At 43.0% G+C, this 24,114-nt stretch carries 32 protein-coding genes and 5 tRNA genes; 35 read left to right on the top strand and 2 right to left on the bottom strand.

The annotated features are described in order from the left end of the window. Positions 1 to 5 precede the first annotated feature (5 nt). The 25 genes from rplE to H2672_RS11510 all read left to right on the top strand — a co-directional run bounded on the left by rplE (position 6) and on the right by H2672_RS11510 (position 15,822). Positions 6 to 545: a 50S ribosomal protein L5 gene (gene rplE / locus H2672_RS11390; protein WP_186671441.1), complete on the top strand. Its 540-nt coding sequence runs from the start codon at positions 6 to 8 to the stop codon at positions 543 to 545. Positions 546 to 564: 19 nt separating this feature from the next. Next, positions 565 to 750, top strand: a complete 186-nt coding sequence (locus tag H2672_RS11395) for a type Z 30S ribosomal protein S14 (protein WP_067204781.1) — start codon at positions 565 to 567, stop codon at positions 748 to 750. Positions 751 to 780: 30 nt separating this feature from the next. Next, positions 781 to 1,179 (top strand): 30S ribosomal protein S8, encoded by a 399-nt coding sequence (gene rpsH / locus H2672_RS11400; RefSeq protein ID WP_186671442.1) that lies wholly within the window; start codon positions 781 to 783, stop codon positions 1,177 to 1,179. A gap of 30 nt (positions 1,180 to 1,209) precedes the next feature. Beyond that, complete coding sequence (gene rplF, locus H2672_RS11405) at positions 1,210 to 1,749, top strand: 50S ribosomal protein L6 (protein WP_186671443.1); 540 nt, start codon at positions 1,210 to 1,212, stop codon at positions 1,747 to 1,749. A 33-nt stretch (positions 1,750 to 1,782) separates the two neighbouring features. After that, the gene (gene rplR / locus H2672_RS11410; protein ID WP_186671444.1) at positions 1,783 to 2,145 is read left to right on the top strand and encodes a 50S ribosomal protein L18; all 363 of its coding nucleotides are present in this window, start codon (positions 1,783 to 1,785) and stop codon (positions 2,143 to 2,145) included. 22 nt (positions 2,146 to 2,167) lie between these two features. After that, the gene (rpsE, locus tag H2672_RS11415; RefSeq protein ID WP_186671445.1) at positions 2,168 to 2,668 is read left to right on the top strand and encodes a 30S ribosomal protein S5; all 501 of its coding nucleotides are present in this window, start codon (positions 2,168 to 2,170) and stop codon (positions 2,666 to 2,668) included. A 14-nt stretch (positions 2,669 to 2,682) separates the two neighbouring features. Beyond that, positions 2,683 to 2,865 carry a 50S ribosomal protein L30 gene (rpmD, locus tag H2672_RS11420; RefSeq protein WP_186671446.1) on the top strand — a complete coding sequence of 61 codons (183 nt, stop codon included), beginning with the start codon at positions 2,683 to 2,685 and terminating at the stop codon, positions 2,863 to 2,865. A 33-nt stretch (positions 2,866 to 2,898) separates the two neighbouring features. Continuing rightward, the gene (rplO, locus tag H2672_RS11425; protein ID WP_067204796.1) at positions 2,899 to 3,339 is read left to right on the top strand and encodes a 50S ribosomal protein L15; all 441 of its coding nucleotides are present in this window, start codon (positions 2,899 to 2,901) and stop codon (positions 3,337 to 3,339) included. Further along, complete coding sequence (secY, locus tag H2672_RS11430; RefSeq protein WP_186671447.1) at positions 3,339 to 4,631, top strand: preprotein translocase subunit SecY; 1,293 nt, start codon at positions 3,339 to 3,341, stop codon at positions 4,629 to 4,631. Before rplO ends, secY begins: the two co-directional genes overlap by 1 nt. A gap of 55 nt (positions 4,632 to 4,686) precedes the next feature. Beyond that, positions 4,687 to 5,340, top strand: coding sequence for an adenylate kinase (locus H2672_RS11435; protein WP_186671448.1), 654 nt, complete (start codon positions 4,687 to 4,689; stop codon positions 5,338 to 5,340). Between the two features lie 422 nt (positions 5,341 to 5,762). Next, positions 5,763 to 5,981, top strand: a complete 219-nt coding sequence (infA, locus tag H2672_RS11440; protein ID WP_067204804.1) for a translation initiation factor IF-1 — start codon at positions 5,763 to 5,765, stop codon at positions 5,979 to 5,981. 39 nt (positions 5,982 to 6,020) lie between these two features. Further along, complete coding sequence (gene rpmJ / locus H2672_RS11445) at positions 6,021 to 6,134, top strand: 50S ribosomal protein L36 (RefSeq protein WP_067204807.1); 114 nt, start codon at positions 6,021 to 6,023, stop codon at positions 6,132 to 6,134. 24 nt (positions 6,135 to 6,158) lie between these two features. Next, the gene (gene rpsM, locus H2672_RS11450) at positions 6,159 to 6,524 is read left to right on the top strand and encodes a 30S ribosomal protein S13 (RefSeq protein ID WP_186671449.1); all 366 of its coding nucleotides are present in this window, start codon (positions 6,159 to 6,161) and stop codon (positions 6,522 to 6,524) included. A gap of 25 nt (positions 6,525 to 6,549) precedes the next feature. Continuing rightward, a complete protein-coding gene (gene rpsK / locus H2672_RS11455; protein ID WP_186671450.1) occupies positions 6,550 to 6,939 on the top strand; it encodes a 30S ribosomal protein S11 in 390 nt (129 codons plus the stop codon). Positions 6,940 to 7,072: 133 nt separating this feature from the next. Beyond that, positions 7,073 to 8,017 carry a DNA-directed RNA polymerase subunit alpha gene (locus H2672_RS11460; protein WP_186671451.1) on the top strand — a complete coding sequence of 315 codons (945 nt, stop codon included), beginning with the start codon at positions 7,073 to 7,075 and terminating at the stop codon, positions 8,015 to 8,017. Positions 8,018 to 8,049: 32 nt separating this feature from the next. Further along, the gene (rplQ, locus tag H2672_RS11465) at positions 8,050 to 8,430 is read left to right on the top strand and encodes a 50S ribosomal protein L17 (RefSeq protein WP_186671452.1); all 381 of its coding nucleotides are present in this window, start codon (positions 8,050 to 8,052) and stop codon (positions 8,428 to 8,430) included. A gap of 557 nt (positions 8,431 to 8,987) precedes the next feature. Continuing rightward, positions 8,988 to 9,833, top strand: coding sequence for an energy-coupling factor ABC transporter ATP-binding protein (locus H2672_RS11470; protein ID WP_186671453.1), 846 nt, complete (start codon positions 8,988 to 8,990; stop codon positions 9,831 to 9,833). Then, positions 9,809 to 10,678: an energy-coupling factor ABC transporter ATP-binding protein gene (locus H2672_RS11475; protein ID WP_186671454.1), complete on the top strand. Its 870-nt coding sequence runs from the start codon at positions 9,809 to 9,811 to the stop codon at positions 10,676 to 10,678. The genes H2672_RS11470 and H2672_RS11475 overlap by 25 nt, the downstream gene beginning before the upstream one ends. Next, complete coding sequence (locus tag H2672_RS11480) at positions 10,678 to 11,475, top strand: energy-coupling factor transporter transmembrane component T family protein (protein WP_186671455.1); 798 nt, start codon at positions 10,678 to 10,680, stop codon at positions 11,473 to 11,475. The genes H2672_RS11475 and H2672_RS11480 overlap by 1 nt, the downstream gene beginning before the upstream one ends. A gap of 13 nt (positions 11,476 to 11,488) precedes the next feature. Then, on the top strand, positions 11,489 to 12,235 hold the full coding sequence (gene truA / locus H2672_RS11485) for a tRNA pseudouridine(38-40) synthase TruA (RefSeq protein WP_186671456.1): 747 nt from the start codon (positions 11,489 to 11,491) through the stop codon (positions 12,233 to 12,235). 169 nt (positions 12,236 to 12,404) lie between these two features. Beyond that, positions 12,405 to 12,842 (top strand): 50S ribosomal protein L13, encoded by a 438-nt coding sequence (gene rplM, locus H2672_RS11490; RefSeq protein ID WP_067204834.1) that lies wholly within the window; start codon positions 12,405 to 12,407, stop codon positions 12,840 to 12,842. 19 nt (positions 12,843 to 12,861) lie between these two features. Beyond that, positions 12,862 to 13,254 (top strand): 30S ribosomal protein S9, encoded by a 393-nt coding sequence (rpsI, locus tag H2672_RS11495; protein ID WP_186671457.1) that lies wholly within the window; start codon positions 12,862 to 12,864, stop codon positions 13,252 to 13,254. Positions 13,255 to 13,346: 92 nt separating this feature from the next. Further along, entirely contained in the window at positions 13,347 to 13,643 is a 297-nt protein-coding gene (locus H2672_RS11500; RefSeq protein ID WP_186671458.1) for a rhodanese-like domain-containing protein, read from the top strand. Positions 13,644 to 13,968: 325 nt separating this feature from the next. Next, a complete protein-coding gene (locus tag H2672_RS11505) occupies positions 13,969 to 14,685 on the top strand; it encodes an N-acetylmuramoyl-L-alanine amidase (RefSeq protein ID WP_186671459.1) in 717 nt (238 codons plus the stop codon). An 81-nt stretch (positions 14,686 to 14,766) separates the two neighbouring features. Further along, positions 14,767 to 15,822, top strand: coding sequence for an Mrp/NBP35 family ATP-binding protein (locus H2672_RS11510; RefSeq protein WP_370569638.1), 1,056 nt, complete (start codon positions 14,767 to 14,769; stop codon positions 15,820 to 15,822). A gap of 26 nt (positions 15,823 to 15,848) precedes the next feature. On the opposite strand, the gene gerD is transcribed toward H2672_RS11510, so the two are convergent. After that, positions 15,849 to 16,442 carry a spore germination lipoprotein GerD gene (gene gerD, locus H2672_RS11515; RefSeq protein WP_186671461.1) on the bottom strand — a complete coding sequence of 198 codons (594 nt, stop codon included), beginning with the start codon at positions 16,440 to 16,442 and terminating at the stop codon, positions 15,849 to 15,851. A gap of 144 nt (positions 16,443 to 16,586) precedes the next feature. On the opposite strand from gerD, the gene H2672_RS11520 reads away from it, so the two are divergent. Beyond that, the gene (locus tag H2672_RS11520) at positions 16,587 to 17,267 is read left to right on the top strand and encodes a KinB-signaling pathway activation protein (RefSeq protein ID WP_186671462.1); all 681 of its coding nucleotides are present in this window, start codon (positions 16,587 to 16,589) and stop codon (positions 17,265 to 17,267) included. 228 nt (positions 17,268 to 17,495) lie between these two features. Here the strand turns inward: H2672_RS11520 and H2672_RS11525 are convergent, their stop codons facing one another. Next, positions 17,496 to 18,158 carry a polysaccharide deacetylase family protein gene (locus H2672_RS11525; RefSeq protein ID WP_186671463.1) on the bottom strand — a complete coding sequence of 221 codons (663 nt, stop codon included), beginning with the start codon at positions 18,156 to 18,158 and terminating at the stop codon, positions 17,496 to 17,498. Between the two features lie 197 nt (positions 18,159 to 18,355). On the opposite strand from H2672_RS11525, the gene H2672_RS11530 reads away from it, so the two are divergent. The 9 genes from H2672_RS11530 (at position 18,356) to H2672_RS11570 (ending at position 23,997) form a co-directional block, all read left to right on the top strand. Further along, positions 18,356 to 18,430: transfer RNA gene (locus H2672_RS11530), tRNA-Asn, on the top strand. Positions 18,431 to 18,433: 3 nt separating this feature from the next. After that, positions 18,434 to 18,509, top strand: a tRNA-Thr gene (locus H2672_RS11535). 18 nt (positions 18,510 to 18,527) lie between these two features. Then, positions 18,528 to 18,599: transfer RNA gene (locus H2672_RS11540), tRNA-Glu, on the top strand. Positions 18,600 to 18,680: 81 nt separating this feature from the next. Continuing rightward, a tRNA-Tyr gene (locus H2672_RS11545) sits at positions 18,681 to 18,764 on the top strand. A 51-nt stretch (positions 18,765 to 18,815) separates the two neighbouring features. Then, positions 18,816 to 18,890, top strand: a tRNA-Gln gene (locus tag H2672_RS11550). Positions 18,891 to 19,096: 206 nt separating this feature from the next. Further along, positions 19,097 to 20,821, top strand: coding sequence for a sensor domain-containing protein (locus H2672_RS11555; protein ID WP_186671464.1), 1,725 nt, complete (start codon positions 19,097 to 19,099; stop codon positions 20,819 to 20,821). A gap of 87 nt (positions 20,822 to 20,908) precedes the next feature. Then, positions 20,909 to 21,814, top strand: a complete 906-nt coding sequence (gene rocF / locus H2672_RS11560; protein WP_186671465.1) for an arginase — start codon at positions 20,909 to 20,911, stop codon at positions 21,812 to 21,814. 971 nt (positions 21,815 to 22,785) lie between these two features. Further along, entirely contained in the window at positions 22,786 to 23,349 is a 564-nt protein-coding gene (gene sigW, locus H2672_RS11565; protein ID WP_186671466.1) for an RNA polymerase sigma factor SigW, read from the top strand. A gap of 12 nt (positions 23,350 to 23,361) precedes the next feature. Next, a complete protein-coding gene (locus H2672_RS11570; RefSeq protein ID WP_186671467.1) occupies positions 23,362 to 23,997 on the top strand; it encodes an anti-sigma factor family protein in 636 nt (211 codons plus the stop codon). The last annotated feature ends 117 nt before the right edge of the window (positions 23,998 to 24,114 follow it).

A 24,114-nucleotide genomic window follows, 5' to 3' on the forward strand; every position in this document is an offset into this window, starting at 1 on the left:
ATCAGATGAGCCGTTTAAAAGACAAGTTTAAAAGCGAAGTCACTCCTGCTCTTATGAGCAAGTTTGAATATACATCAGTTATGCAAGTACCAAAAGTCGACAAAATCGTCATTAACATGGGTGTTGGTGATGCTGTTCAAAACACGAAAGCACTAGATGCGGCAGTGGAAGAGTTAACAATTATTTCAGGTCAAAAGCCTGTTGTTACAAAAGCGAAGAAATCAATCGCAGGATTCCGTCTCCGTGAAGGCATGCCTATCGGAACGAAAGTTACACTACGCGGTGAGCGTATGTATGAATTCCTAGATAAACTGATTTCGGTTTCATTACCCCGTGTACGTGACTTCCGTGGTGTTTCTAAAAAAGCATTCGACGGTCGCGGTAACTATACGCTAGGCGTAAAAGAACAACTAATTTTCCCTGAAATTGATTATGATAAAGTTTCTAAAATACGTGGTATGGATATCGTCATCGTTACGACTGCAAACTCGGACGAAGAAGCACATGAGTTATTAACGCAGTTCGGCATGCCGTTCCAAAAGTAAATAAGAGGGAGGCGTAAACGTGGCTAAAAAATCAATGATTGCTAAACAAAAACGCACACCGAAATTCGCGGTTCAGGCATACACACGCTGCGAGCGTTGTGGTCGTCCGCATTCTGTATACCGGAAATTCAAGCTTTGCCGTATTTGTTTCCGCGAACTAGCGTATAAGGGACAAATTCCTGGCGTCAAAAAAGCCAGCTGGTAAACCCCTAAATTTGGGAAGGAGGTAAATGTAATGACAATGAGTGATCCGATCGCAGACATGCTTACACGCATCCGTAACGCCAATATGGTTCGTCACGAGAAGCTTGAAGTACCTGCTTCAAACATGAAAAAAGAAATTGCAGAAATCTTGAAACGTGAAGGTTTCGTACGCGATGTTGAATATGTAGAAGATAACAAACAAGGTATCATCCGCATTTTCCTTAAATATGGTCAAGATAACGAGCGTGTTATTACTGGTCTTAAACGTATATCAAAACCAGGTCTTCGTGTTTATGCTAAAACTAGCGAAGTTCCTAAAGTTTTGAACGGTCTTGGTATAGCCCTCGTTTCTACATCAAATGGTGTACTTACAGACAAAGAAGCGCGTGCTAAACAAGTAGGCGGAGAAGTAGTAGCTTACGTCTGGTAATTCGTAACAAATGAATGGAGGTGCAATTGAATGTCCCGTATTGGCAAAAAGCCGATTGAGGTACCTGAAAACGTGACTGTTACTATCGCAGAAGGTAACTTCATTACAGTTAAAGGTCCTAAAGGCGAACTTACAAACACATTTAACAAGGATATTAAAATCGAACAGGAGAACAACGTGATCACTTTGATCCGTCCTTCTGAATCGAAAGAACACCGTTCTATTCATGGAACGACTCGTTCACTTATCAACAATATGGTGGTTGGTGTTTCTCAAGGTTTCGAACGCAAACTTGAACTAGTCGGTGTAGGTTACCGTGCTTCACTTCAAGGTCCGAAATTAGTGTTGAACATTGGTTTCTCTCACCCAGTTGAATTTACACCAGAAGAAGGAATCGAAGTTGAGGTTCCTACTAACACTAAGATTACTGTTCGTGGTATCAACAAAGAGCGCGTTGGCGCCCTTGCATCGAACATAAGACAAGTACGACCGCCAGAGCCGTATAAAGGCAAAGGAATTCGCTACGAAGGTGAAATTGTCCGTCGTAAAGAAGGTAAAACTGGTAAATAATGCCGCTTAAGGCATCTGGAAGGAGTGATCACGATGATTACGAAAAATGATAAGAATGCTACTCGTAAGAAACGTCATGCACGTGTACGTCGTAAAATTAGCGGGACTGCAGCTCGTCCACGCCTAAACGTATTCCGTTCAAACAAGCATATCTATGCTCAGTTGATTGATGACGTGAATGCAGTAACGATTGTAAGTGCTTCTTCAATGGAAAAAGATTTCGGATCTGAATCCAAAGCAGACACTGCAGCAGCAGTAAAAGTCGGCGAGATGATCGCAAAAAAAGCTGTTGAAAAGGACGTTAAGTCAGTAGTATTTGACCGTGGCGGATACCTATTTCACGGCCGTGTGAAAGCTCTTGCAGACTCAGCACGTGAAAACGGTCTGGAATTTTAATTAAAAAGGAGGTACACATTTCATGCGTCGTAATGATCAGAATAAAAGCGAATTCGAAGAACGCGTAGTTACCATTAACCGCGTAGCTAAAGTTGTGAAAGGCGGACGTCGTTTCCGTTTCACTGCTCTCGTTGTTGTCGGAGACAAAAATGGCCGTGTTGGTTTCGGTACTGGTAAAGCACAAGAAGTTCCGGATGCAATCCGTAAAGCTATCGAAGATGCGAAGAAGAATTTGATCGTTGTGCCAATGGTCAAAGGAACAACTCCACACGAAGTTCTTGGACATTTTGGTGCAGGAAAAATCCTCATCAAACCAGCAGCTCCTGGTACTGGAGTAATTGCCGGCGGACCAGTCCGTGCGGTACTTGAACTTGCAGGCATCACTGATATCCTTTCAAAATCCCTTGGTTCAAGCACACCAATTAACATGGTTCGTGCAACAATCGAAGGATTAACAAGTTTAAAACGCGCTGAAGACGTAGCTAAGTTGCGCGGTATATCCTTGAAAGAACTGTATAGTTAAGGGGGGGAAACACAATGGCGAATAAACTTGAAGTTACCCTTACAAAAAGCGTTATCGGCTCTAAGCCAGTACAACGTAAAACTGTCGAAGCCCTTGGACTTCGCAAATTACACCAAATGGTCGAACACCAAGATAATGTTGCAATTCGCGGCATGATCAACAAAGTAGACCACCTAGTAACAGTTAAAGAACTATAATTACGATTTTTTGAATAAGGAGGTGCCAATGAGATGAAATTACACACTATGAAGCCTGCTGCAGGTTCACGTACTAAGCGTAAGCGTATTGGTCGCGGAATCGGTTCAGGTTTTGGTAAAACTTCTGGTAGAGGTCACGGTGGACAAAACTCCCGTTCGGGTGGTGGCGTACGTCTTGGATTCGAGGGTGGACAAATTCCACTTTTCCAAAGACTTCCTAAACGTGGTTTTACGAACATCAACCGTAAGGATTATGCAATCGTAAACCTAGACACACTTAATCGTTTCGACGAGGGTACTGAAGTTACGCCTGAGCTACTAATTGAATCAGGCATCGTGAGCAATGCTAAATCAGGTATTAAGATTCTGGGTAACGGAATTCTTGAGAAAAAGATCACTGTCAAAGCTCACAAATTCTCTGCTTCTGCTAAAGAAGCAATCGAGAAAGCGGGCGGACAGACCGAGGTGGTTTAATGTTCCAGACGATCGCCAATTTTATGCGAGTAAAAGATATACGGTCTAAAATCTTTTACACACTACTGGTACTCATTGTTTTCAGACTAGGAACTTTTATTCCAGTCCCAAACGTTGACGCAACTGCACTACAGCAAACTGATAACAACCTTATTGGTCTACTGAACGTGTTTGGTGGGGGTGCCCTTGCAAATTTCTCAATCCTTGCAATGGGAATCATGCCTTACATCACTGCATCTATCATCGTGCAATTATTGCAGATGGATGTCGTACCTAAATTTACTGAATGGGCGAAACAAGGAGACGTTGGAAGACGGAAACTTGCACAGTTCACAAGGTATTTCACAATAATCCTAGCCTTTATTCAAGCAATCGCAATGTCATTTGGTTTTAACCAAATGTATGGTGGTACGCTGATAAAAGACGACGGTGTTTCGACATATGTGATTATCGCGATCGTATTGACGGCAGGAACTGCATTTCTTTTATGGCTTGGTGAACAGATTACAGCAAAAGGTGTTGGGAATGGTATTTCCATAATTATCTTTGCAGGTATCGTCGCAGCAATCCCGAATGCAGTCAACCAACTTTACGCAACACAGATTCAAGATGCGGGCGACGCACTGTTTATTAAACTGGCGGTTATGGCTCTTCTACTTGTCTTGGTCATTGCGATTACTGTCGGAATTATTTATTTCCAAGAAGCACTACGGAAAATTCCGATTCAATATGCGAAACGTGTCACTGGACGAGGTCCAACGACTGCAGGCCAACAGACACACTTGCCATTGAAACTTAATGCTGCAGGGGTTATCCCGGTAATCTTTGCTTCTGCATTTTTTATTACACCACAATCAATAGCGACCTTCTTTGGCACTAACAGTGTAACAACTACAATCACAAACGTTTTCGATTATACGAAACCGATTGGAATGGTATTTTACCTGATACTGATCATTGCATTCACATACTTCTACGCATTCATCCAGGTGAATCCGGAGAATATTGCGGATAATTTGAAGAAGCAAGGCGCATATATCCCGGGCATCCGTCCAGGACAAAATACACAAAATTACCTAACGAGCACTTTATATAGACTGACATTTGTAGGGGCGATTTTCCTCGCTACAGTGGCTGTCATGCCGATATTCTTTATCAATATCGCAAACCTTCCACAGTCTGCGCAAATTGGAGGAACAAGTTTGATCATCGTCGTCGGGGTTGCCCTTGAAACGATGAAACAACTTGAATCACAACTTGTGAAAAGGCATTATAAAGGGTTCATGAAGTAATAATCACGAAGGTTCATCTCTTCGGGATATGAATATGAATGGGAGTGCAACACGTATGAATATCGTATTAATGGGTCTGCCAGGAGCCGGTAAAGGTACACAGGCAGACAGAATTGTCGAAAAGTACGGAACCCCTCATATTTCTACAGGCGATATGTTCCGTGCTGCTATTCAAGAAGGCACGGAACTTGGAGTCAAAGCAAAATCGTTCATGGATCAGGGAGCACTTGTCCCTGATGAAGTGACAATCGGAATTGTTCGTGAAAGATTAAGCAAATCCGATTGCGATAATGGTTTTCTACTCGATGGTTTCCCGCGTACAGTTCCACAAGCTGAAGCACTTGATCAGCTTTTGGCTGACATGGGTCGGAAAATTGAGCATGTTCTCAATATCCAAGTCGAAAAAGAAGAACTTATTGCGAGGCTGACAGGCCGCCGCATCTGTAAAGTTTGCGGTACATCCTATCATTTGCTTTTTAATCCTCCACAGGTTGAAGGTAAATGTGATAAGGATGGCGGAGAGCTTTATCAGCGAGCCGATGACAATCCGGAAACTGTCACGAACCGTCTGGAAGTAAATATGAACCAAACTGCACCACTCTTGGCGTTTTACGATTCCAAAGAGGTGTTGGTAAATATCGATGGACAAAAAGACATCAAAGACGTTTTCAAGGACCTGGACGTTATTCTGCAAGGAAGCGGACAATAATCCTTTTCGAACTTAGATATTATACGCAGTTTTTGGGCAGTATAGCATAGAAGTATTGAAAAACGTTTCAACGAGCTGCAAAAGCATATGATGCCCGGTATAACAACTAGATGTTTTTTTGCCATATAGGATCTGAAACATAGTAAATGCATTTTCTTGCTTAGGTAGGTATAATGGATTTCGTGGAGAGTCCTGTATAGCGCAACTGGGAACTCATCCACGGCATTCTGGACAGTCGGCTCCATTTCGACGCGATTTTCCATAACGAGAAGTCGAGGACGGGCTTAAGGAAAACGGAATGTGGCAGACCTCTTTCGAACATCACTCATGCAATCCGGACATATGTTGAAGGAAGCTTTAAAGGCGACTGATGCCGCTCGATGGTGAGAACCTTTATTGGATATAGAAGGGAGACTGGGTTGATGGCGAAAGATGATGTAATTGAAGTTGAAGGAACCGTACTAGAAACACTGCCAAACGCAATGTTTAAAGTAGAGCTGGAAAACGGCCATACAATTCTTGCGCATGTATCTGGCAAAATTCGTATGCACTTTATCCGTATTTTACCTGGCGATAAAGTGACAATGGAACTCTCGCCTTATGATTTAACACGCGGTCGTATCACATACCGTTTCAAATAAATTTTTGTAACTCCGGAATACTGAAGGAGGTTGGGTAAGATGAAAGTTAGACCATCTGTAAAACCGATGTGCGAAAAATGTAAAATTATTCGCAGACGCGGCCGAGTAATGGTAATCTGTGAAAATCCAAAACATAAACAAAGACAAGGCTAATTCTGAAGGAGGTGCACAATATATATGGCACGTATTGCTGGTGTAGACGTTCCGCGCGATAAGCGCGTAGTCATTTCATTAACTTACATTTTCGGAATCGGAAAAACTACTGCTGAAAAAGTATTGGCGGCAGCTGGAGTATCTGAGGATGCACGGGTTCGCGATCTTACTGACGCGGAGCTTGATAAAATCCGTGAACAAATGGACACGCTTAAAGTTGAAGGTGACCTTCGACGTGAAACTTCCCTTAACATCAAACGTTTGATGGAAATCGGTAGCTTCCGTGGTATCCGTCATCGTCGCGGACTACCTGTTCGTGGACAAAACACGAAAAACAACGCACGTACTCGTAAAGGTCCTAAACGGACGGTAGCGAACAAGAAAAAATAATAGGTAAAGGAGGTATCTTCTTAACATGGCACGTAAACAGCAAACTCGTAAACGTCGTGTGAAAAAGAATATTGAATCCGGTATTGCACATATCCGTTCGACGTTCAATAATACAATTGTTACAATCACTGACATGCAAGGGAACGCAATATCTTGGTCAAGTGCAGGAGCACTAGGCTTTAAGGGTTCTCGTAAATCAACTCCTTTTGCTGCACAGATGGCTGCTGAAACAGCTGCAAAAACATCTATGGAGCACGGTCTGAAAACATTGGAAGTTACTGTTAAAGGTCCAGGTGCTGGACGTGAAGCAGCAATTCGTTCATTACAGGCTGCTGGTCTTGAAGTTACTGCAATCAGAGACGTTACCCCGGTTCCACATAACGGATGCCGCCCGCCAAAACGCCGTCGTGTATAATGGCTTCTTCTCCATATGATTGAGAAACACAATTTTTGTCAACAATGATTGTGCGATTGCAATTTGCCGTCTATGAAAATCGATTTCAATATGGAACGGCCTATACATTGATGTTTTGAAGGAGGGTAAATGAATGATCGAGATTGAGAAACCGAAGATTGAAACAATTATGATCGGCGAAGACATCAAGTTCGGTAAGTTTATTATCGAACCACTCGAACGCGGATATGGAAACACGTTAGGGAACTCCCTGCGCCGCATTCTTCTATCTTCACTGCCAGGAGCTGCTGTTACATCTATTCAGATTGACGGTGTGCTTCATGAGTTCTCTACAATTGAAGGTGTCGTCGAAGACGTCGCATCAATTATTTTGAACGTAAAAAAACTGGCTCTCAAAATCTATTCAGATGAAGAGAAAGTGATTGAGATAGACGTTAAAGGCGAAGGTGTCATCACAGCTGCGGACATTACACATGATAGTGACGTAGAAGTGTTGAATCCTGAACTCCCTATCGCGACTCTTGGTAAAAACGGACACTTGCGCATGCGCATGTATGCAGTACGTGGACGTGGTTACGCACCTTCTGATCAAAACAAACGTGAGGATCTCGCAATTGGCGTTATTCCAATCGACTCTATTTACACTCCGGTTTCACGCGTTAACTTCCAAGTGGAGAACACTCGGGTTGGCCAAATGGCGAACTTCGATAAGTTAACACTTGATGTTTGGACAGATGGTAGCATCGGTCCTAAAGAAGCTGTTTCACTTGGGGCAAAAATCCTAACTGAACATCTAAATATATTTGTCGGTATGACAGATGAAGCACAAACTGCAGAAATCATGGTAGAAAAAGAGGAAGATCAGAAAGAGAAAGTACTTGAGATGACTATTGAGGAACTTGATCTTTCAGTTAGATCTTATAATTGCTTAAAACGTGCAGGCATCAATACAGTTCTTGAACTTGCTAGCAAGTCAGAGGACGAAATGATGAAAGTACGAAATCTTGGACGTAAATCACTTGAAGAAGTGAAAGCGAAATTGGACGAGCTGAACCTAGTGTTACGCACCGAAGATTGAGCGAATTTATAGAGTGAAGGAGGGAAACTTCTATGGGATACAGAAAACTTGGACGTACAAGTTCACAACGTAAAGCAATGCTACGCGACCTAGCGACAGATCTAATCGTACACGAACGTATTCAAACGACAGAAGCTCGTGCGAAAGAATTGCGTTCAGTTGTTGAGAAAATGATTACGCTTGGTAAACGTGGAGACTTGCATGCACGTCGTCAAGTTGCACAATTCATCCGTCGCGAACTGGTTACAGTGACAGACGGTGAAGGCAACGAGAATGAAATCTACGCAATCCAGAAACTTTTTGATAATGTTGCTCCACGCTACACTGAGCGTCAGGGTGGATATACACGTATCATGAAAATGGGACCTCGTCGCGGCGACGGAGCACCTGTCGTTGTAATCGAACTCGTTTAAAAATTAAAGCCTCCGGTGGATGCCACGGATTTTGAATTGAGCACGCTCTATTCAAAGTTTGGGCGCAATTTCGTCGAGGTGTAATTGATTAAGTCTTCAAGGGGTGTGTCTGGCGTACCCAGAGCCGCACCCTTTTTTTAAAAATTTATACGACAACTTTAAAAGCTGAGTGTTATGATCGTCGGTTAATACCGCACTGGTCTAGCTCTACGCACCTCATCCGCGGTACCGGATTGAGCACCTGGTACCAGTCATAGATATGAGCGCATTTCTTCGGATGAGGTGCGCGCTTTTTTTTATCCAAAAATAATGTCCAGACTTTTCAATGTATAATTAAGTATTAGTTTTCTACTTAATATGATATCTAGGCTCCAGGTGCCAACCTATTGGGTCATAAGCCGTTTTGCTGTGGGGGCTGAATTACACCTCCTCGCAAATCGTCTTATGCCTGTCGGGGCTGAACGGCGCCTTGGGCTTTTCTAAAAAGGATTCCTTGGCAATTTGCAGGGGATCCTTCGTGGTATACATAATGCGAATGTAGCTGGAGGTGGTAGGCGATGAAGGAAATTCTGTCGATGGATAATGTGTCTTATTCTTATGACTCTGAGGACGAGGTAGCAAAGAAAGCAGTCGATGGCGTGTCGTTTACGGTACAAGAAGACGAATGGATTGCTATTGTTGGCCATAATGGTTCCGGTAAGTCGACACTTGCAAAATTGATGATTGGACTCTTGTTCCCGGAAGAAGGGAACGTTAATGTGTTTATTGAAAAACTGACCGAGGACAATATATGGGAAATTCGTTCACAAATGGGTTTTGTTTTTCAAAATCCAGATAATCAGTTTGTTGGTTCGACAGTTCAAGATGATGTTGCATTTGCGCTAGAGAACAGTGGAGTACCCTTCGAAGAAATGGTGACTCGCGTTAATGATGCACTTGCACAGGTAAAGATGAGTGATTTCCTCGACCAGGAGCCTCACCATCTCTCAGGCGGACAAAAGCAACGAGTTGCAATAGCTGGAGCGCTCGCTTTACATCCTAAGCTTCTTATTATGGATGAGGCGACGTCGATGCTAGATCCACAGGGACGTAATGAAGTCATTCACTTAGTTGAAGAATTAAAGCGTAAGACGGGCCTCACTGTCATTTCGATTACACATGATTTGGAAGAGGCGCTGTTGGCAGATCGTATTATTGTCATGAACAAAGGGAAAGTTCTGACGGTTGGTACGCCGGAGCAGATATTTGCTCGGGGAAATGAACTTGAGGAAATTGGTTTGGACTTGCCATTCGCTTTAAGAGTTTCCAGTTTGTTACGGGAAAATGGGATGGAGCTTGTTGGTGAGCATATGACGGAAGAAGAGTTGGTGAATGAATTATGGACATCTCACTTCAGCAAGTAGGGTATTTGTATGGTAAAGATACTCCTTTTGAGAAAAGGGCATTGCAGGGTGTGGATGCAACGATACGTTCCGGCTCTTATTCTGCAATTATTGGACATACCGGATCAGGAAAATCGACACTTCTTATGCATCTGAATGGTTTGTTAAAGCCTTCAGAAGGTATTGTAAAAATCGGAGATACAACGATTACTGCAGGCACGAAAGCGAAAGGACTAAAAGAGGTCCGAAGGCATGTAGGTATCGTTTTTCAGTTTCCGGAGCATCAGCTTTTTGAAGAGACTGTTGAAAAAGATATTATGTTCGGTCCTATGAACTTTGGTGTACCTGAAGAAGAGGCAAGGAGACGGGCACATCGACTGATAGAATTGCTGGGACTACCTCCAGAGGTTGCCCAGCAGTCACCTTTCGACCTTTCAGGAGGGCAGATGCGACGGGTTGCGATTGCGGGTGTTCTTGCGTTTAAACCGTCTGTACTCGTTTTGGACGAGCCGACAGCGGGACTTGATCCGCGAGGGCGGCTTGAAATTATGGAGCTTTTCAATCGTCTTCATGTAGAAGAAAAACTGACGACAATTCTTGTGACACATAGTATGGAGGATGCTGCACGTTATGCGGATAATATTATCGTTATGCATAATGGCAGTTCCGTCATGTCCGGTACGCCGCAGGAAGTGTTTGCTGATGAAAAGAAGCTGACGTCCTTTAGATTAGGCCTACCACGCTCGGTGAAGTTCCAACGTGACGTAGAGAAATTAATTGGTCGTCCTCTTCAGGGGTTGGCATTAACGGAAGCTCAGCTTGCGAAGGCAATTGCATTTGCCGCTAAGGAAGAAGGTGGCCGTTAATGTTGGAAAAGATGATTTTTGGACGCTATATTCCTGGCAATTCATTTGTCCACAAGCTCGACCCTCGTTCGAAGCTGTCATTTGTTTTTCTTTTCATTATTGGAGTATTCCTGGCAAATAATACAATAACGTATGCTGTGTTATTAGGATTTACGTTACTCGTTATCTTAAGTTCAAGGATTCGGTTGTATTTCTTGTTTAACGGATTGAAACCAATACTATTCTTGATTATTTTCACGCTGCTCATGCATATCTTTTTTACAAAAGAAGGAGCACTTCTTGTTGATTGGAAGTTCATTAAGATATATGAGGAAGGGGTAAGGCAAGGGATTTTCATTTCCATTCGTTTTCTTGTATTGGTTTTGCTGACGTCTATCTTGACGTTGACGACATCGCCGATATCAATTACGGATGGGATGGAAGACTTGTTGGGGCCCTTCAAGCGATTGAAATTGCCTGTTCATGAGCTTGCGCTAATGATGTCAATTTCCCTACGCTTCATTCCCACTTTGATGGATGAAACGGATAAGATATTGAAGGCGCAATTGGCGAGGGGTTCGGACATTAGTACCGGCTCCATTAAGCAACGAATTCGTGCAGTGATTCCTTTGCTCGTACCTCTCTTTGTGAGTGCGTTCAAACGCGCCGAAGACCTTGCAGTCGCCATGGAGGTCCGTGGCTATCGCGGAGGTGAGGGGAGGACAAGGTACAGACAGCTGAAGTGGCATTGGCGTGATACGACGATAATGGTATTGCTTGCCGCTTTGGTTGTCGTCCTTTTCCTGCTTAGGGCATAGGAGGTTAATACACATGCAACGTGTTAAAGCGATAGTGTCATATGATGGTACTCTTTTTTCTGGTTACCAGATACAGCCCGGTATGCGAACGGTGCAATTGGAAATTGATAAAGCGTTAGTGAAGATGCATAAAAATAACGGGGTTTTTTCGGTCGCAAGCGGCAGGACGGATTCGGGTGTTCACGCAAATGGCCAAGTGATTCACTTTGATACACCACTAAACTTGCCAATAGATCGATGGAAGCTCGCGTTGAACGTTCTTTTGCCTACAGATATCCGGTTGGTTGAAGTTGAATATGTTAGCGAAGATTTCCATGCTCGTTATTCTGCTACTGGTAAGACATATGTCTATAAGTGGTCCTATAACGAAGTGCATAGTCCGTTTGAGCGTAATTTTTCCGTTCACCTTGGCAGGTCGCACCCTGATATTCAGGCGATGAAGGAAGCTGCTGCCTATTTAATTGGGACGCATGATTTCACCAGTTTCTGTTCATCAAAAACCGCCACATCCAATAAAGTCAGAACGGTGAGGCAACTGACACTCGAAAAAAAAGGCGATCATCTCATCATGACAATTGAAGGAAACGGCTTTTTATATAATATGGTTAGAAGCATTGCAGGTATGCTTCTTGTCGTGGGCAATGGCTGGAAAACGCCGGCAGACGTCAAGCAAATACTTGAATCTCGCAGCCGTAAAGCGAACGTCAAAACCGCGCCATCACACGGTTTGTATCTAGAAGAAGTGAGCTACAGGAACTGAGGCAACTTTTCCTGGCGTATTTAGAGGAATCGCTTGACTTAATGTGGAATTCAGTATAAGATGAGTAATGGTATTTCAATAACCCCACAAATAAGCCCCGGAAGGTAAACTTGTGTTTAGGGATAGAGAAAACGGGAACTAATAAAGATTCATTTAGGAGGATAAAATTATGCGTACAACATTCATGGCTAAAGGTCACGAAGTAGAGCGTAAATGGCTCGTTGTCGACGCTGAAGGACAGACGCTTGGTCGTCTTGCTTCTGAAGTTGCATCACTTTTGCGCGGCAAACATAAACCAACGTTCACACCTCACGTTGATACAGGTGACCACGTCATCATCATCAATGCAGAGAAAATTCATCTTACAGGTAACAAATTGAAAGACAAAATTTACTACCGTCACTCAGGTTACACGGGTAGCATGAAACAACGTACGGCTCTTGAAATGCGTACAAACTTCCCAACAAAAATGCTTGAACTTGCAATTAAAGGAATGCTTCCAAAAGGTCCTTTAGGCCGTCAAACATACAGAAAACTTAACGTATACGCTGGACCGGATCACCCGCACGCAGCACAACAACCAGAAGTATTCGTACTTCGCGGTTAATTAAAGAGGAGGAAACAACTTGGCACAAGTACAATATCTCGGCACAGGCCGTCGTAAAAGCTCAGTAGCTCGTGTACGTCTAGTTCCTGGAGATGGCACAATTATCATCAACAAACGCGACGTAGAAGACTACGTACCATTCGCGACACTTCGCGAAATCATCAAACAACCACTTGTAATTACAGAAACTCTTGGAAGCTACGATATCCTTGTAAACGTTGATGGCGGTGGATACACTGGACAAGCAGGAGCAATCCGTCACGGAGTTGCACGTGCTCTACTTCAAGTAGACCCAGACTTCCGCGCAGCACTTAAATCAGCTGGACTTCTTACTCGTGATGCAAGAATGAAAGAACGTAAAAAACCAGGTCTTAAAGGCGCACGTCGTGCACCACAGTTCTCAAAACGTTAATTTTATATTTAAGAAAAGCCCTTCTCCATTCGTGGAAAAGGGCTTTTTTGTGTTAAAGTATAGATGTAGAAACAGTGGGAGGATGATTTGTTATGAAAGAAATCTCAACTACCGAATTACAAGAGCGGTTGGAAAAGGGCGAGCAGCTTAACCTGGTCGACGTGCGTGAGGCGGATGAAGTAGCGGTGGGGATGATCCCAGGTGCAATTCATATCCCTCTAGGCGACGTACCGGTACGTATGAGCGAACTTGACAGCTCTAAGTCGTATATACTTATCTGTCGCTCAAGCGGCCGTAGCGGCCGTGCACAAGAGTTCCTTGCGGATGAGGGCTATGATGTAACAAACATGGTAGGCGGCATGCTTGAATGGGAAGGCGCTACTGAATAAGTACTTTGAAAAGGAACCTTGCGGGGTTCTTTTTTTATTTTTCGAATGAGGGGAGTGTTGTTAAGTTTCGGAGGGATGTTATTTAGTTCCGTGAAAGCGTTGCGAACTATTAGCGAGGCGTTGTTAAGTTCGTTGCATGTTAGGAAGTTTTGCCGTTACGTTGTTTCGTTTTTGTAAAGCGTTGCCTAGTTTCATGAAAGTGTTGCGAACTATCGCCGAAACATTGTTTAGTTCAGCAAAAACATTATCGACTTTCATCTCTGTTAAAAGTAGGACATATCTGCCGCCGCCTCTGCGTATAGTGAAGGAAAAAGGCGGTGTCCATATGAAACGGTGGTTTGTGATCTGTTTATTATTTGTGTGTTCTCTTGGAATTGTCATGTATGGCGTTAAGGCTTCATCAGATCGGAATTTTTTCATGCCCGCAGAGCTTGGCGGCGTGAAGATACTTATCGATCCGGGACATGGAGGGATGGACGGAGGCGCTTCATCCAATGATGTGGTTGAACGTGATATTACACTAAGCATCTCCCATGAATTGAAGAAGCGACTTGAAAAGAAAGGGGCGACAGTTATCATGACGCGGACGAAAGATGGCGACGCGTTGGCCGAACATGCCCCGACTGAGAAATTTGGAACGACTCGCGAACGCAAAATGGCTGATTTGAAATTGAGGGAAAGCATTGCGATTAGTGAAAAACCTGATATGTTCATCAGCGTTCACGTTAATGCAATACCCGAGGAAAGATGGCGCGGGTCTCAAGTGTTTTATCATCCAGGGGGAGATCCTAATGGTGAATTTCTGGCAAAAGCAATTCAAGAATCATTCCGAACTAATTTAAAAAATACGGAACGAGTAGCGATGGCAATTAAGGGTGTATATTTATTGAAAAAAGTACCGACTCCGGCGGTTCTCGTCGAAACGGGTTTTCTATCAAACAATGAGGAAAGAGCGCTTCTAATTGACCCAACTTATCAAGGTAAAGTGGCTGATGCGATCATGGAAGGAATCGTTGAATTTCATACTGCAGATGAAAAGTGAGAGCCTAAATGGGATTTAAGGATAGCTTATTATGGTATACTTGGAGGTGAATGAATAAACCTCCAAGGGGTGTCTACGTTGATGAATGAAGAAACAGTACGTGAATTGTTAGGACAGCTGAAAGATCCGTTTTTACATAAAACGCTTGCGGAGACGAGTGGAATTACAGGTGTAACAATCAAGCCTGAGAAGAAGCATGTCAGCGTGAAGATAGCCATCGCTAAAATTAATACCGCTGAACAGATGGGTCTTCAAACGAAAGTGGTCGATGCATTGAAAGGAGCAGGTGCTGATTCAGTCGGCATCCGTTTTGAAGAATTATCGGCAGAAGTGCTGGAACAGTTCCGTGGAAAAGTGACGGAATCGGAAGCGCAAGATTTATTGTCACCGCTTAATGACGTTGAATTTATTTCAATTGCGTCTGGTAAAGGCGGCGTTGGTAAATCGACAGTGTCGGTAAATCTTGCTGTAGCGCTTGCGCGTCTTGGGAAAAAGGTCGGTTTAATTGACGCAGATATCTATGGCTTTAGTGTACCTGACATGATGGGTGTAACTGACTTGCCAGTTGTTCGTGGTGACCGGATTATTCCAGTTGAACGTCTAGGCGTAAAAGTTATTTCTATGGGCTTCTTCGTTGAGGATAACGCACCGGTTGTATGGCGCGGGCCAATGCTTGGGAAAGCACTTGACCAGTTCTTCCGTGACGTTGAGTGGGGAGATCTTGACTACCTATTCCTCGACTTGCCACCGGGTACAGGGGATGTTGCGCTCGATATCCACCAGATGATTCCGACATCTAAAGAAATTGTTGTAACAACTCCGCATCCGACAGCTGCATTTGTTGCTGCGCGTGCTGGAGCAATGGCGCTTCAGACGGATCATGAATTGCTTGGGGTTATTGAAAATATGTCTTGGTTCGAATCAAAAACATCAGGTAAACGCGAATTCGTATTCGGCCAAGGCGGCGGTGTAAAACTAGCTGAGGAACTCCGCACAGAGTTACTTGGGCAAATACCACTAGGTCAGCCAGACTGGGATGAAGAAGATTTTGCACCTTCTGTCTATGCAGAAGATCATCCTATCGGGAAAATTTACATGGGTATTGCGGAAAATATTATTGAGAAAACAGCGAAATAATACCTAATTAAAAAAGGTGGAGAAGGCTATTTGCCTTCTCCGCCTTTACCTTTCTCCGGTTTAGCAGCTTCACTACCCCCGCTATCTACTGGTTTCAGTTCACCGGCTTTCAAAATAAGTTCTTGCCATTTCGTTTGCAACAAAGGACTGTTAATGGTTTCTTCAACAACTTTTTCAAGATGTTTTTTCATATTCGCTGACTGTGTAACAGTTTCCATCTGTTTTAACATGTCGGGCTGAGAGAAAAACTCTTCTAACTGTTTTTGGAATGACGGATCATCCATCAGTTGTTTCATGATATCCTGCTGCTGTTCCTTCATGCTTTTCGCAATGGATTCAGTAAACTTTGGATCCTCGAACGATTTCTTCCAAAAGTCTTCTCCTTTTTTAGAAAGGAGGGTTTCTTCGACGGATTTCTTTACTTCCGGTTGTTCTAGAATAAGTAGTTCCTTAAAATCCGGATCCGCGAACATTTGCCGAATTGCCTTTTTTCCATCCTCCGACTGAAGCGCGTCGGTCATCATTTTTTTCGTTTCGTCGTATGTTGGAGCAGTCTGCTGCATGCTGCATCCCGTCAATAAAAGAGCTGAAAACAGGAATAGACCAATTCTTTTTTTCATTGAAATCAAATTCCCTTCCACAAGCATTTTCATTTATTGTTCACAATACGACGCAGAATATGCATGAATCGTTTAATGAAATAGATTTTTTAGCAAAACGTTGTTACACTATTGAAAGGAAAAACAAAACGGAGGATCACTATTGTGACAATACGAAATTGGGTCAAATTCTTTTTTACAGCATTACTAATCGGAGGATTCGTGACGGCAGTTGTAGGATTAATTGTCCGCTGGGAGTTCTTCTCTCAATATTTATCCAACGGTGAATACGGCCAATTTATAGGTGCGTTTATGTGGATGATCTTCCTCGGATTTACGATGAGCGTCGTTGCGCAAATGGGCTTTTTTGCTTATTTAACAGTCCATCAATTCGGTGTGAATATCTTTAAGACACTCACATTGTGGAACTGGGTTCAGCTCTTAATCATTGCAATTGTCCTGTTTGACCTCATCTTCTTCAGATTCCAATTGACGTCAGGTGAGACGGGTCGCACATTGCTGTACCTTGGGTTACTCGCAACACTTATTGGTGTTTCTGCAGTAACCGCTTATTTCAAGGCGAAATGGACGAAGAAACACACGCTCATTTCAGCACTATTCTTCATGATCGTTATTACAACACTTGAATGGTTACCGGCGTTGATGGTACGTTCAGGTAATATTGATACATGGGTCACAATCATGCTATTCCCACTACTTGCAGTGAATGCCTATCAAATCTTAGTACTGCCAAAGTTCAACAAGCAGTCAGATGAAGACAAGGTGAAACTGGAAGCGCGTAGAAAAGCACGAGGAAAAGTTGCGAAATCTGCTAAAGTAAAATAAAGAAACAGCACAATTGCCAGTAGTGGCGGATTGTGCTGTTTCTTTATAAGATAAGACACTATAAGTTTTATCTACTTGGATTGGTGTCTAGACTCCAGGCGCAATCCCCTCCGGTCATGAGCTATTTTGCTGCGGGACTGAATTACGCCGCTTCGCAAACCGTCTTATGTCTGTCGGGGCTAAACGGCGCCCTGCGCTTTTCTTATAAGAGCAGTTGTATCGATTGAATTATTCGGGTATTTTTTTGACATTCACTTTTGTCCCGAACAACATAGTTTCCACAGATATAAAGGTCCGATCTTTATCTAACCTTTTTAATTTAGCTAAATCAACACGATTATCCCGGTGATGTGGGACAGAAATGATTTCCCCTTTAGTGATAACAGGAAGGTCGCCGCCATCCCAAACAACAGATGAACCCAGTGCATTAATTTCAGCTTCCCAGAGCATACTATGCAAGGTGCTTGGGAAAACTTCGTCAACTGTACGGAACCAAAGAGGTTTTACTCCGAATGTTTTTTCGAACTGCTCAAGTTGTTCTATGAACAATGGGGTGTTTTGATCATAGGTTATTCCATTATCACCGAGAAGCCCGACAGAAATATTCTTTTCTTTGATAAGTTGTACTGTTTCGGGAAAACGTCCAGCCCATTTCATATCAACGAGTAGAAGTGGATAAGGTTTACTAAGTTCTCGAATCCATTTTTCCACTTCTAAATCCCCGAATGATATATTTACGGTTAGTGCAGAACCGCTAGCGCCGCGTACAATAACAGCAGGCTCCTCCGTTACGCGGAACACGGATACGAGAGACAATTGCTTAGGTAAAGCGGGAAGGAGCAGAAAAAGCGCGCAGCAAATAATGGCGGTGATCATGTACTTGTTTCGCATATGTTGTCCCCTTTTTGAACAATCTATCGTAAGTTTATGAAAGTGTGTTGACAATTATGCAAAAGGCATGATACTATATATAAGTTGCTGTCGTTAACGAAACAAACTTTTAAAAAAGGTCTTGAAAAATAATTATTGTTTGTTATAATAGAGATTGTCCTAAACGACATGAACAAGTTTAAATGAATAGTTATTATTCCGCAGTAGCTCAGTGGTAGAGCAATCGGCTGTTAACCGATCGGTCGTAGGTTCGAGTCCTACCTGCGGAGCCATATGCTTCCATAGCTCAGTAGGTAGAGTGCTTCCATGGTAAGGAAGAGGTCACCGGTTCGAATCCGGTTGGAAGCTCCAGAGCAGTTTTAGGAACAAGGCCCCTTGGTCAAGCGGTTAAGACACCGCCCTTTCACGGCGGTATCACGGGTTCGAATCCCGTAGGGGTCATAAAACTTTTTTAATACGATGTGTTGAAAATTGTTTGCCTGTTTCTTAAGGTTTTGAATATAATTCTACATAATTTATCATGGTGGGGTAGCGAAGTGGCTAAACGCGGCGGACTGTAAATCCGCTCCTTCGGGTTCGGCAGTTCGAATCTGCCCCCCACCACCAATAAAACTTTTTTGACGCGAAGCGTTAAAATAAGTTAACCTTAATTAACAGTGGGGTATAGCCAAGCGGTAAGGCAACGGACTTTGACTCCGTTACTCGTTGGTTCGAATCCAGCTACCCCAGCCATTTTTTTGCTTTACCAAACCATGTGAAATCCAAATAGCTTTATTAACCCTTTCACGTAAGTGAGAAGGGTTTTTTACTGTCTTAAATTTGATTTAATCTAGCCCTAAAGAACGAATTTACTGTACACTGAATGAAGGAATAACTATGGATATATTTTTTTGCAAGGCTCTGCATATTGAAGAGGTTTTCAGGAAAGAAGTGATTTTATGCAAGAAAGTAATAAGATGATAAAAGATTTGATTCGCCATGATGGCAGTCATAGTCCGGAAAAAATGCTTAGGGACATTGCCTATGCACTTGATCAGTCAGCTATTGTCGCTATTACAGACCGGACCGGGAAAATAGTGTATGTGAATGAGCTGTTTACAAAAATAGCACAATACAGCGTAGAGGAACTCGTGGGAGTCGACCATCGGATTATTAATTCGGGCTTTCATCCTTCATCGTTTTTCAAAGAGATTTGGGCGACAATCGGCGGGGGAAATACATGGCATGGTGAAATCTGTAATAAAGCCAAAGATGGATCTTTTTATTGGGTTGACACCACGATTGTGCCATTTTTAAATGATAATGGAAAGCCCTTTCAATATATCTCTATCCGCTATGACATCACTAAGAATAAAGAGTCTGAGCGGATGATACGAGATCTTGCATATAATGACCAATTAACCAGTTTACCTAATCGGACTTCGTTTCGAAAAATATTTTATCGAGAAATAGAAGTGGCGAAAAAACAGGGGACAAATCGGGCCTTTGTTTATATGAATATCGACCGCCTCCGTTATGTGAATGATTCGCTTGGACATGAGGTAGGCGATTTTATATTGTCTGTTATTGCCAAGAGATTAAAAACGATTCTAAAAGATAACACGATTATTGGCAGACTTTCAGGTGATGAGTTTGCATTTCTTCTACTAGATATACAGGATACGAAACACGCTGAACAACTAACAAAAGAAGTTCAGCAATATATTGAGGAACCTATTGAAGTAAAGGACCAAATGCATACACCATCTTTAAGTTTCGGGATCGCCCTGTACCCTGAGCATGCTAAAAAACCTGCAGAGCTCGCAATGAAAGCGGAAAAAGCTCTTTCTATCGCCAGAGCGAATGGGGGTGGAGGATGTGAGATGTACCAACACGGAACAGCGTCCAAAACATTAGATAGGATCTTGCTGGAGAATGAGTTAAGGAAAAGCGTCCATCTCGGTCATCTTCATCTTGATTATCAGCCTAAAGTGAACTTGAAGACGGGGGAATTGGTAGGTGTGGAAGCGTTAGTGCGTTGGAACCATCCTGATCTTGGCAGGATTCCACCCGATAAGTTCATTCCTGTGGCGGAAGAAACGAAAATCATTATACCTCTTGGGGAATGGGTACTACGTGAGGCTTGCAAACAGGCAAAGAAATGGCAGGCTAGTGGGTATAGCCCATTTCGTGTTGCTGTCAACATGTCCGCTGTACAATTGGAAGAACCAACTATCTTGCATACAATTAAAACAATTCTCGATGAGACGGGTGTCACGACGGGTTTGATTGAAATCGAATTAACGGAAAGTGCATTTGCGGATCGGGAAGATATGCAGGTTAGAATTCGTGAGATAAGGGCATTGGGTATTACGGTGTCAATTGATGACTTTGGAACAGGTTATAGTACGTTTAGTTATATCAAAGAACTGCCAGCTGATACGATTAAAATCGATATGTCCTTTGTGCGAGATATACACTTGAATGAAGATAGTCGGGCAATCGTCAAGGCTATTGTAACTTTAGCTGATACTGTGGGCCTAAACGTCATTGCGGAAGGTGTAGAGTATGAAGAACAAGCCGTTATCCTAATGAATTTAGGTTGTCGCGAGGGGCAAGGGTATTACTATAGCAAGCCAACTTCCCCTGACGCCTGTGAACAGTTCATGAGGAAACAGTTGTAAACGAATAAATATTCAGATACTTGTTGAGTTGAGCCAAACTTTCAATGGACTTATACTAGGGATATAGATAAGGGGAGGTAATTTGACATGCAACAGTTGAATATTTCATTAATCGGTGTACCACTTGATTTTGGACAAAGTCGTCGTGGAGTGGATATGGGGCCAAGCGCAATCCGATATGCAGGTGCTGTAGGAAGAATGGAATCGATTGGCCATCAGGTGACGGATGAGGGTGATGTTCAGGTAAGTGCTGTGGAACGAAAAACACATAGCGATTCGAATCTGAAGAACTTAGATGAAGTCATTCAAGCGACTACAGAACTTGCACGAAAAGTGGCTGAAGTTGTGGAAGCAGGCAGGTTTCCGCTTGTTTTAGGAGGGGATCATAGCATCGCTATTGGAACACTCGCTGGCCTTTCGGACAAGTATAAAAACCTTGGTGTCATCTGGTATGATGCGCATGCAGATTTCAATACTGCAGAGACATCGCCTTCCGGTAATATTCATGGAATGCCTCTTGCTGTAAGTGTCGGATTAGGACATGAAAGTCTCGTTAATATACATAGTGAAGGACGAAAAGTGAAACCAGAGAATGTTGTCATCATAGGAGCGCGTTCTGTGGATCCGGAAGAACGTCAATTGATCAAGGAACAAGGTGTCAAGGTGTTCACGATGCATGAAATCGATCGCTACGGAATGACGTCGGTTATGGAAGACGCTCTCGCCTATCTACGTTCGCGTGATGTCGACGGTGTCCACTTGTCACTTGACTTAGATGGGCTCGATCCCCTGTATACACCAGGAGTCGGAACGCCGGTACCAGGCGGAATTAGTTATCGAGAAAGCCATCTTGCAATGGAAATGCTGGAAGACTCAGGCATGATTACTTCGGCTGAATTTGTAGAAGTAAATCCGATTTTGGATGAGAAGAATAAAACAGCTGATGTTGCGGTGGGTTTAATGGGCTCACTGTTTGGAGAAAAACTACTTTAATCAGTTCTTGGAAGCCCGTCTAGTAACTTAGATGGGCTTTTTTCACACCTGTTGATTAACTAAAATAACCATTGAATAACATGATCACCTACTGGGAGCTATGTGTATAGTTGGCACTTAACAAATAGAGTGTTCTTCCAAAAACGCTTAGTCGCTTGGTGATGGCCTTACGCAATAAGCCTGTCAGAAGATCACTGTCAGTCTTATTGCTTCGGCTCACACTTGTCGCTTCTTCGCTAGATTTGATCGTTATTCGGGTGAGATATACCACCTAGTTGATTCTAAATAAGTAGTGCCGAATCTATATATATATAGATTGAGCTAATGATTCCATTCAATATCGCTTCGGGGATGCCTCCCGCCAGAAGCCTGACAAGCTTCGCTGCCAGTCTTATGGCTCCGGCTGCCCCTTGTAAGGCGCCTGCGCTCAGTTCATATGACGTATTCAATACTTCAACCTATATAGTAAAGAAATGTCGCTTTCTATAAGACATCACATGATTAGATGTATACTCTTTGCTAAAAGTAAGCAAGAAGCACATTATACAGCGTGCAAAAGTGCCCGAAATTGCATCTTCGGGCACTTACACTCTTTATAGAATGTCATCTATTCTTTCTCCCAAAACAACTGCATTTTTCACTTGAATGTTGTAGGAACGCGACAGGCAACTATTCACAACATGATTACTGAAAAAAGTGTGTCTAGAAGTGACGGAGTCACTTCTAGACACACTTGGACCCTCAGTAAATCTGTCATGAATAGTTCGCCGTAAGCGAACCGAAAATGATCTAGTGAAAATGGGGGTTTTCGAGCCCTTCTCACTAGTGTTTTATGCAAGTAAATGGTTAATCAACAGACGTGGAAATAATTAGCAATATCTGTTAAAATAAAATTAATGAAAAAAATGAAACCTGTCGATACCTTCAAACGTATAGAAGGGACAGCCGCATAGGGCGGAGGGTGAACTACATTGGATGAACTGATCAATAAAAGAATAAATGAAGTCTTAAAAGGCAATCAAAATGCATTTGAAGAAGTAGTAACTTTATTTCAGCATCGTCTATATCAAGTGTGTTACAGGATGCTTGGTAATGCACAAGAAGCAGAAGATATCGCGCAGGAAGCATTTGTCCGTGCCTATATCAATATTCATACATTTGACCAAAAACGGAAGTTTTCAACGTGGCTGTTTCGGATTGCGACGAATTTATGCATTGATCGAATCCGAAAAAAGAAACCGGATTATTATCTGGATGCGAATGTACCGGGTACAGATGGTCTGAACATGTACTCACAAATTGCCGCTTCCGGTGAGTTACCTGAAGATGAAGTTGAAAGAATGGAATTACAGGAACGCATCCACTACGAAATTGGAAGACTTCCTGATAAATACCGTTCTGTCATCGTTTTAAGGTATATCGAGGAATTGCCGCTGCAAGAAATAGGTGACATTTTGAAATTACCACTAGGAACCGTAAAGACCCGCGTCCATAGAGGGCGGGAAGCACTTCGGAAACAGATGGGTAATATATAGGAGGGAATTACTATGAATACGTGTCCGGAACAAATCGTTCACTATATGCACGCGTATTTAGACGGTGATATTAGCCGTGACGAAGAGCGACTATTGAAAGAACACCTGGTTAGCTGCAAAGAATGTAAGGAAATCATGAATGGCTTAACTGAGTCTATTGCTTTTATAGGAAGTGCTACAAATATAAAGGCGCCGGACAGCTTTGTCAACGGTGTAATGGCGCAGCTTCCAAAAGAAAAATCGCAAGCAGGCGTTCAACGCTGGTTGCGTAGCCATCCGTTTTTGGCCGCTGCAGCCATGTTTTTAATCCTTATGAGTGCAACGCTATTTTCAAGTTATGGAAACGACCAGCAGTTTTCGGTGACGAAACAACCGAATCTAGTTGTCCAAGGTCAAACTGTACTCGTGCCCGCTGGTGAAACTGTTAAAGGTGACATTGTCGTTAAAAATGGCACGCTCCGTATCGAAGGAGAAGTGGATGGCAACGTCACAGTTATTAGGGGTTCTAACTATATGGCCTCTACAGCGATTGTGACTGGCAAGAGCGAGGAAATTGACAAAATGTTTGACTGGCTATGGTATAAAATGAAAAAGACGGCTAAAGACATCTTCCCATCCTCAAAAGGCGACGTGCAAGATGAAAAGTAGACAGGGTGACCCATGCGAGCCGTTAAAAGTGATAAGCGGTTCGCTCTTTTTCATTTTCTGGGAAAGGACAGTGCAGTGCTGTTATGCTATACTAGACGCATAAGAAACTGTTTATGA

Origin of the sequence: Sporosarcina sp. BP05 (assembly GCF_014282005.1) — a bacterium.
Lineage (GTDB): Bacteria > Bacillota > Bacilli > Bacillales_A > Planococcaceae > Sporosarcina.

Coding starts and splice junctions, on each gene's coding strand:
- rplE (WP_186671441.1), top strand. CDS start 6: ATGAGCCGTTTAAAAGACAAGTTTAAAAGCGAAGTCACTCCTGCTCTT.
- rpsH (WP_186671442.1), top strand. CDS start 781: ATGACAATGAGTGATCCGATCGCAGACATGCTTACACGCATCCGTAAC.
- rplF (WP_186671443.1), top strand. CDS start 1,210: ATGTCCCGTATTGGCAAAAAGCCGATTGAGGTACCTGAAAACGTGACT.
- rplR (WP_186671444.1), top strand. CDS start 1,783: ATGATTACGAAAAATGATAAGAATGCTACTCGTAAGAAACGTCATGCA.
- rpsE (WP_186671445.1), top strand. CDS start 2,168: ATGCGTCGTAATGATCAGAATAAAAGCGAATTCGAAGAACGCGTAGTT.
- rpmD (WP_186671446.1), top strand. CDS start 2,683: ATGGCGAATAAACTTGAAGTTACCCTTACAAAAAGCGTTATCGGCTCT.
- rplO (WP_067204796.1), top strand. CDS start 2,899: ATGAAATTACACACTATGAAGCCTGCTGCAGGTTCACGTACTAAGCGT.
- secY (WP_186671447.1), top strand. CDS start 3,339: ATGTTCCAGACGATCGCCAATTTTATGCGAGTAAAAGATATACGGTCT.
- H2672_RS11435 (WP_186671448.1), top strand. CDS start 4,687: ATGAATATCGTATTAATGGGTCTGCCAGGAGCCGGTAAAGGTACACAG.
- infA (WP_067204804.1), top strand. CDS start 5,763: ATGGCGAAAGATGATGTAATTGAAGTTGAAGGAACCGTACTAGAAACA.
- rpmJ (WP_067204807.1), top strand. CDS start 6,021: ATGAAAGTTAGACCATCTGTAAAACCGATGTGCGAAAAATGTAAAATT.
- rpsM (WP_186671449.1), top strand. CDS start 6,159: ATGGCACGTATTGCTGGTGTAGACGTTCCGCGCGATAAGCGCGTAGTC.
- rpsK (WP_186671450.1), top strand. CDS start 6,550: ATGGCACGTAAACAGCAAACTCGTAAACGTCGTGTGAAAAAGAATATT.
- H2672_RS11460 (WP_186671451.1), top strand. CDS start 7,073: ATGATCGAGATTGAGAAACCGAAGATTGAAACAATTATGATCGGCGAA.
- rplQ (WP_186671452.1), top strand. CDS start 8,050: ATGGGATACAGAAAACTTGGACGTACAAGTTCACAACGTAAAGCAATG.
- H2672_RS11470 (WP_186671453.1), top strand. CDS start 8,988: ATGAAGGAAATTCTGTCGATGGATAATGTGTCTTATTCTTATGACTCT.
- H2672_RS11475 (WP_186671454.1), top strand. CDS start 9,809: ATGGACATCTCACTTCAGCAAGTAGGGTATTTGTATGGTAAAGATACT.
- H2672_RS11480 (WP_186671455.1), top strand. CDS start 10,678: ATGTTGGAAAAGATGATTTTTGGACGCTATATTCCTGGCAATTCATTT.
- truA (WP_186671456.1), top strand. CDS start 11,489: ATGCAACGTGTTAAAGCGATAGTGTCATATGATGGTACTCTTTTTTCT.
- rplM (WP_067204834.1), top strand. CDS start 12,405: ATGCGTACAACATTCATGGCTAAAGGTCACGAAGTAGAGCGTAAATGG.
- H2672_RS11500 (WP_186671458.1), top strand. CDS start 13,347: ATGAAAGAAATCTCAACTACCGAATTACAAGAGCGGTTGGAAAAGGGC.
- H2672_RS11505 (WP_186671459.1), top strand. CDS start 13,969: ATGAAACGGTGGTTTGTGATCTGTTTATTATTTGTGTGTTCTCTTGGA.
- H2672_RS11510 (WP_370569638.1), top strand. CDS start 14,767: ATGAATGAAGAAACAGTACGTGAATTGTTAGGACAGCTGAAAGATCCG.
- gerD (WP_186671461.1), bottom strand. CDS start 16,442: ATGAAAAAAAGAATTGGTCTATTCCTGTTTTCAGCTCTTTTATTGACG.
- H2672_RS11525 (WP_186671463.1), bottom strand. CDS start 18,158: ATGCGAAACAAGTACATGATCACCGCCATTATTTGCTGCGCGCTTTTT.
- H2672_RS11555 (WP_186671464.1), top strand. CDS start 19,097: ATGCAAGAAAGTAATAAGATGATAAAAGATTTGATTCGCCATGATGGC.
- rocF (WP_186671465.1), top strand. CDS start 20,909: ATGCAACAGTTGAATATTTCATTAATCGGTGTACCACTTGATTTTGGA.
- H2672_RS11570 (WP_186671467.1), top strand. CDS start 23,362: ATGAATACGTGTCCGGAACAAATCGTTCACTATATGCACGCGTATTTA.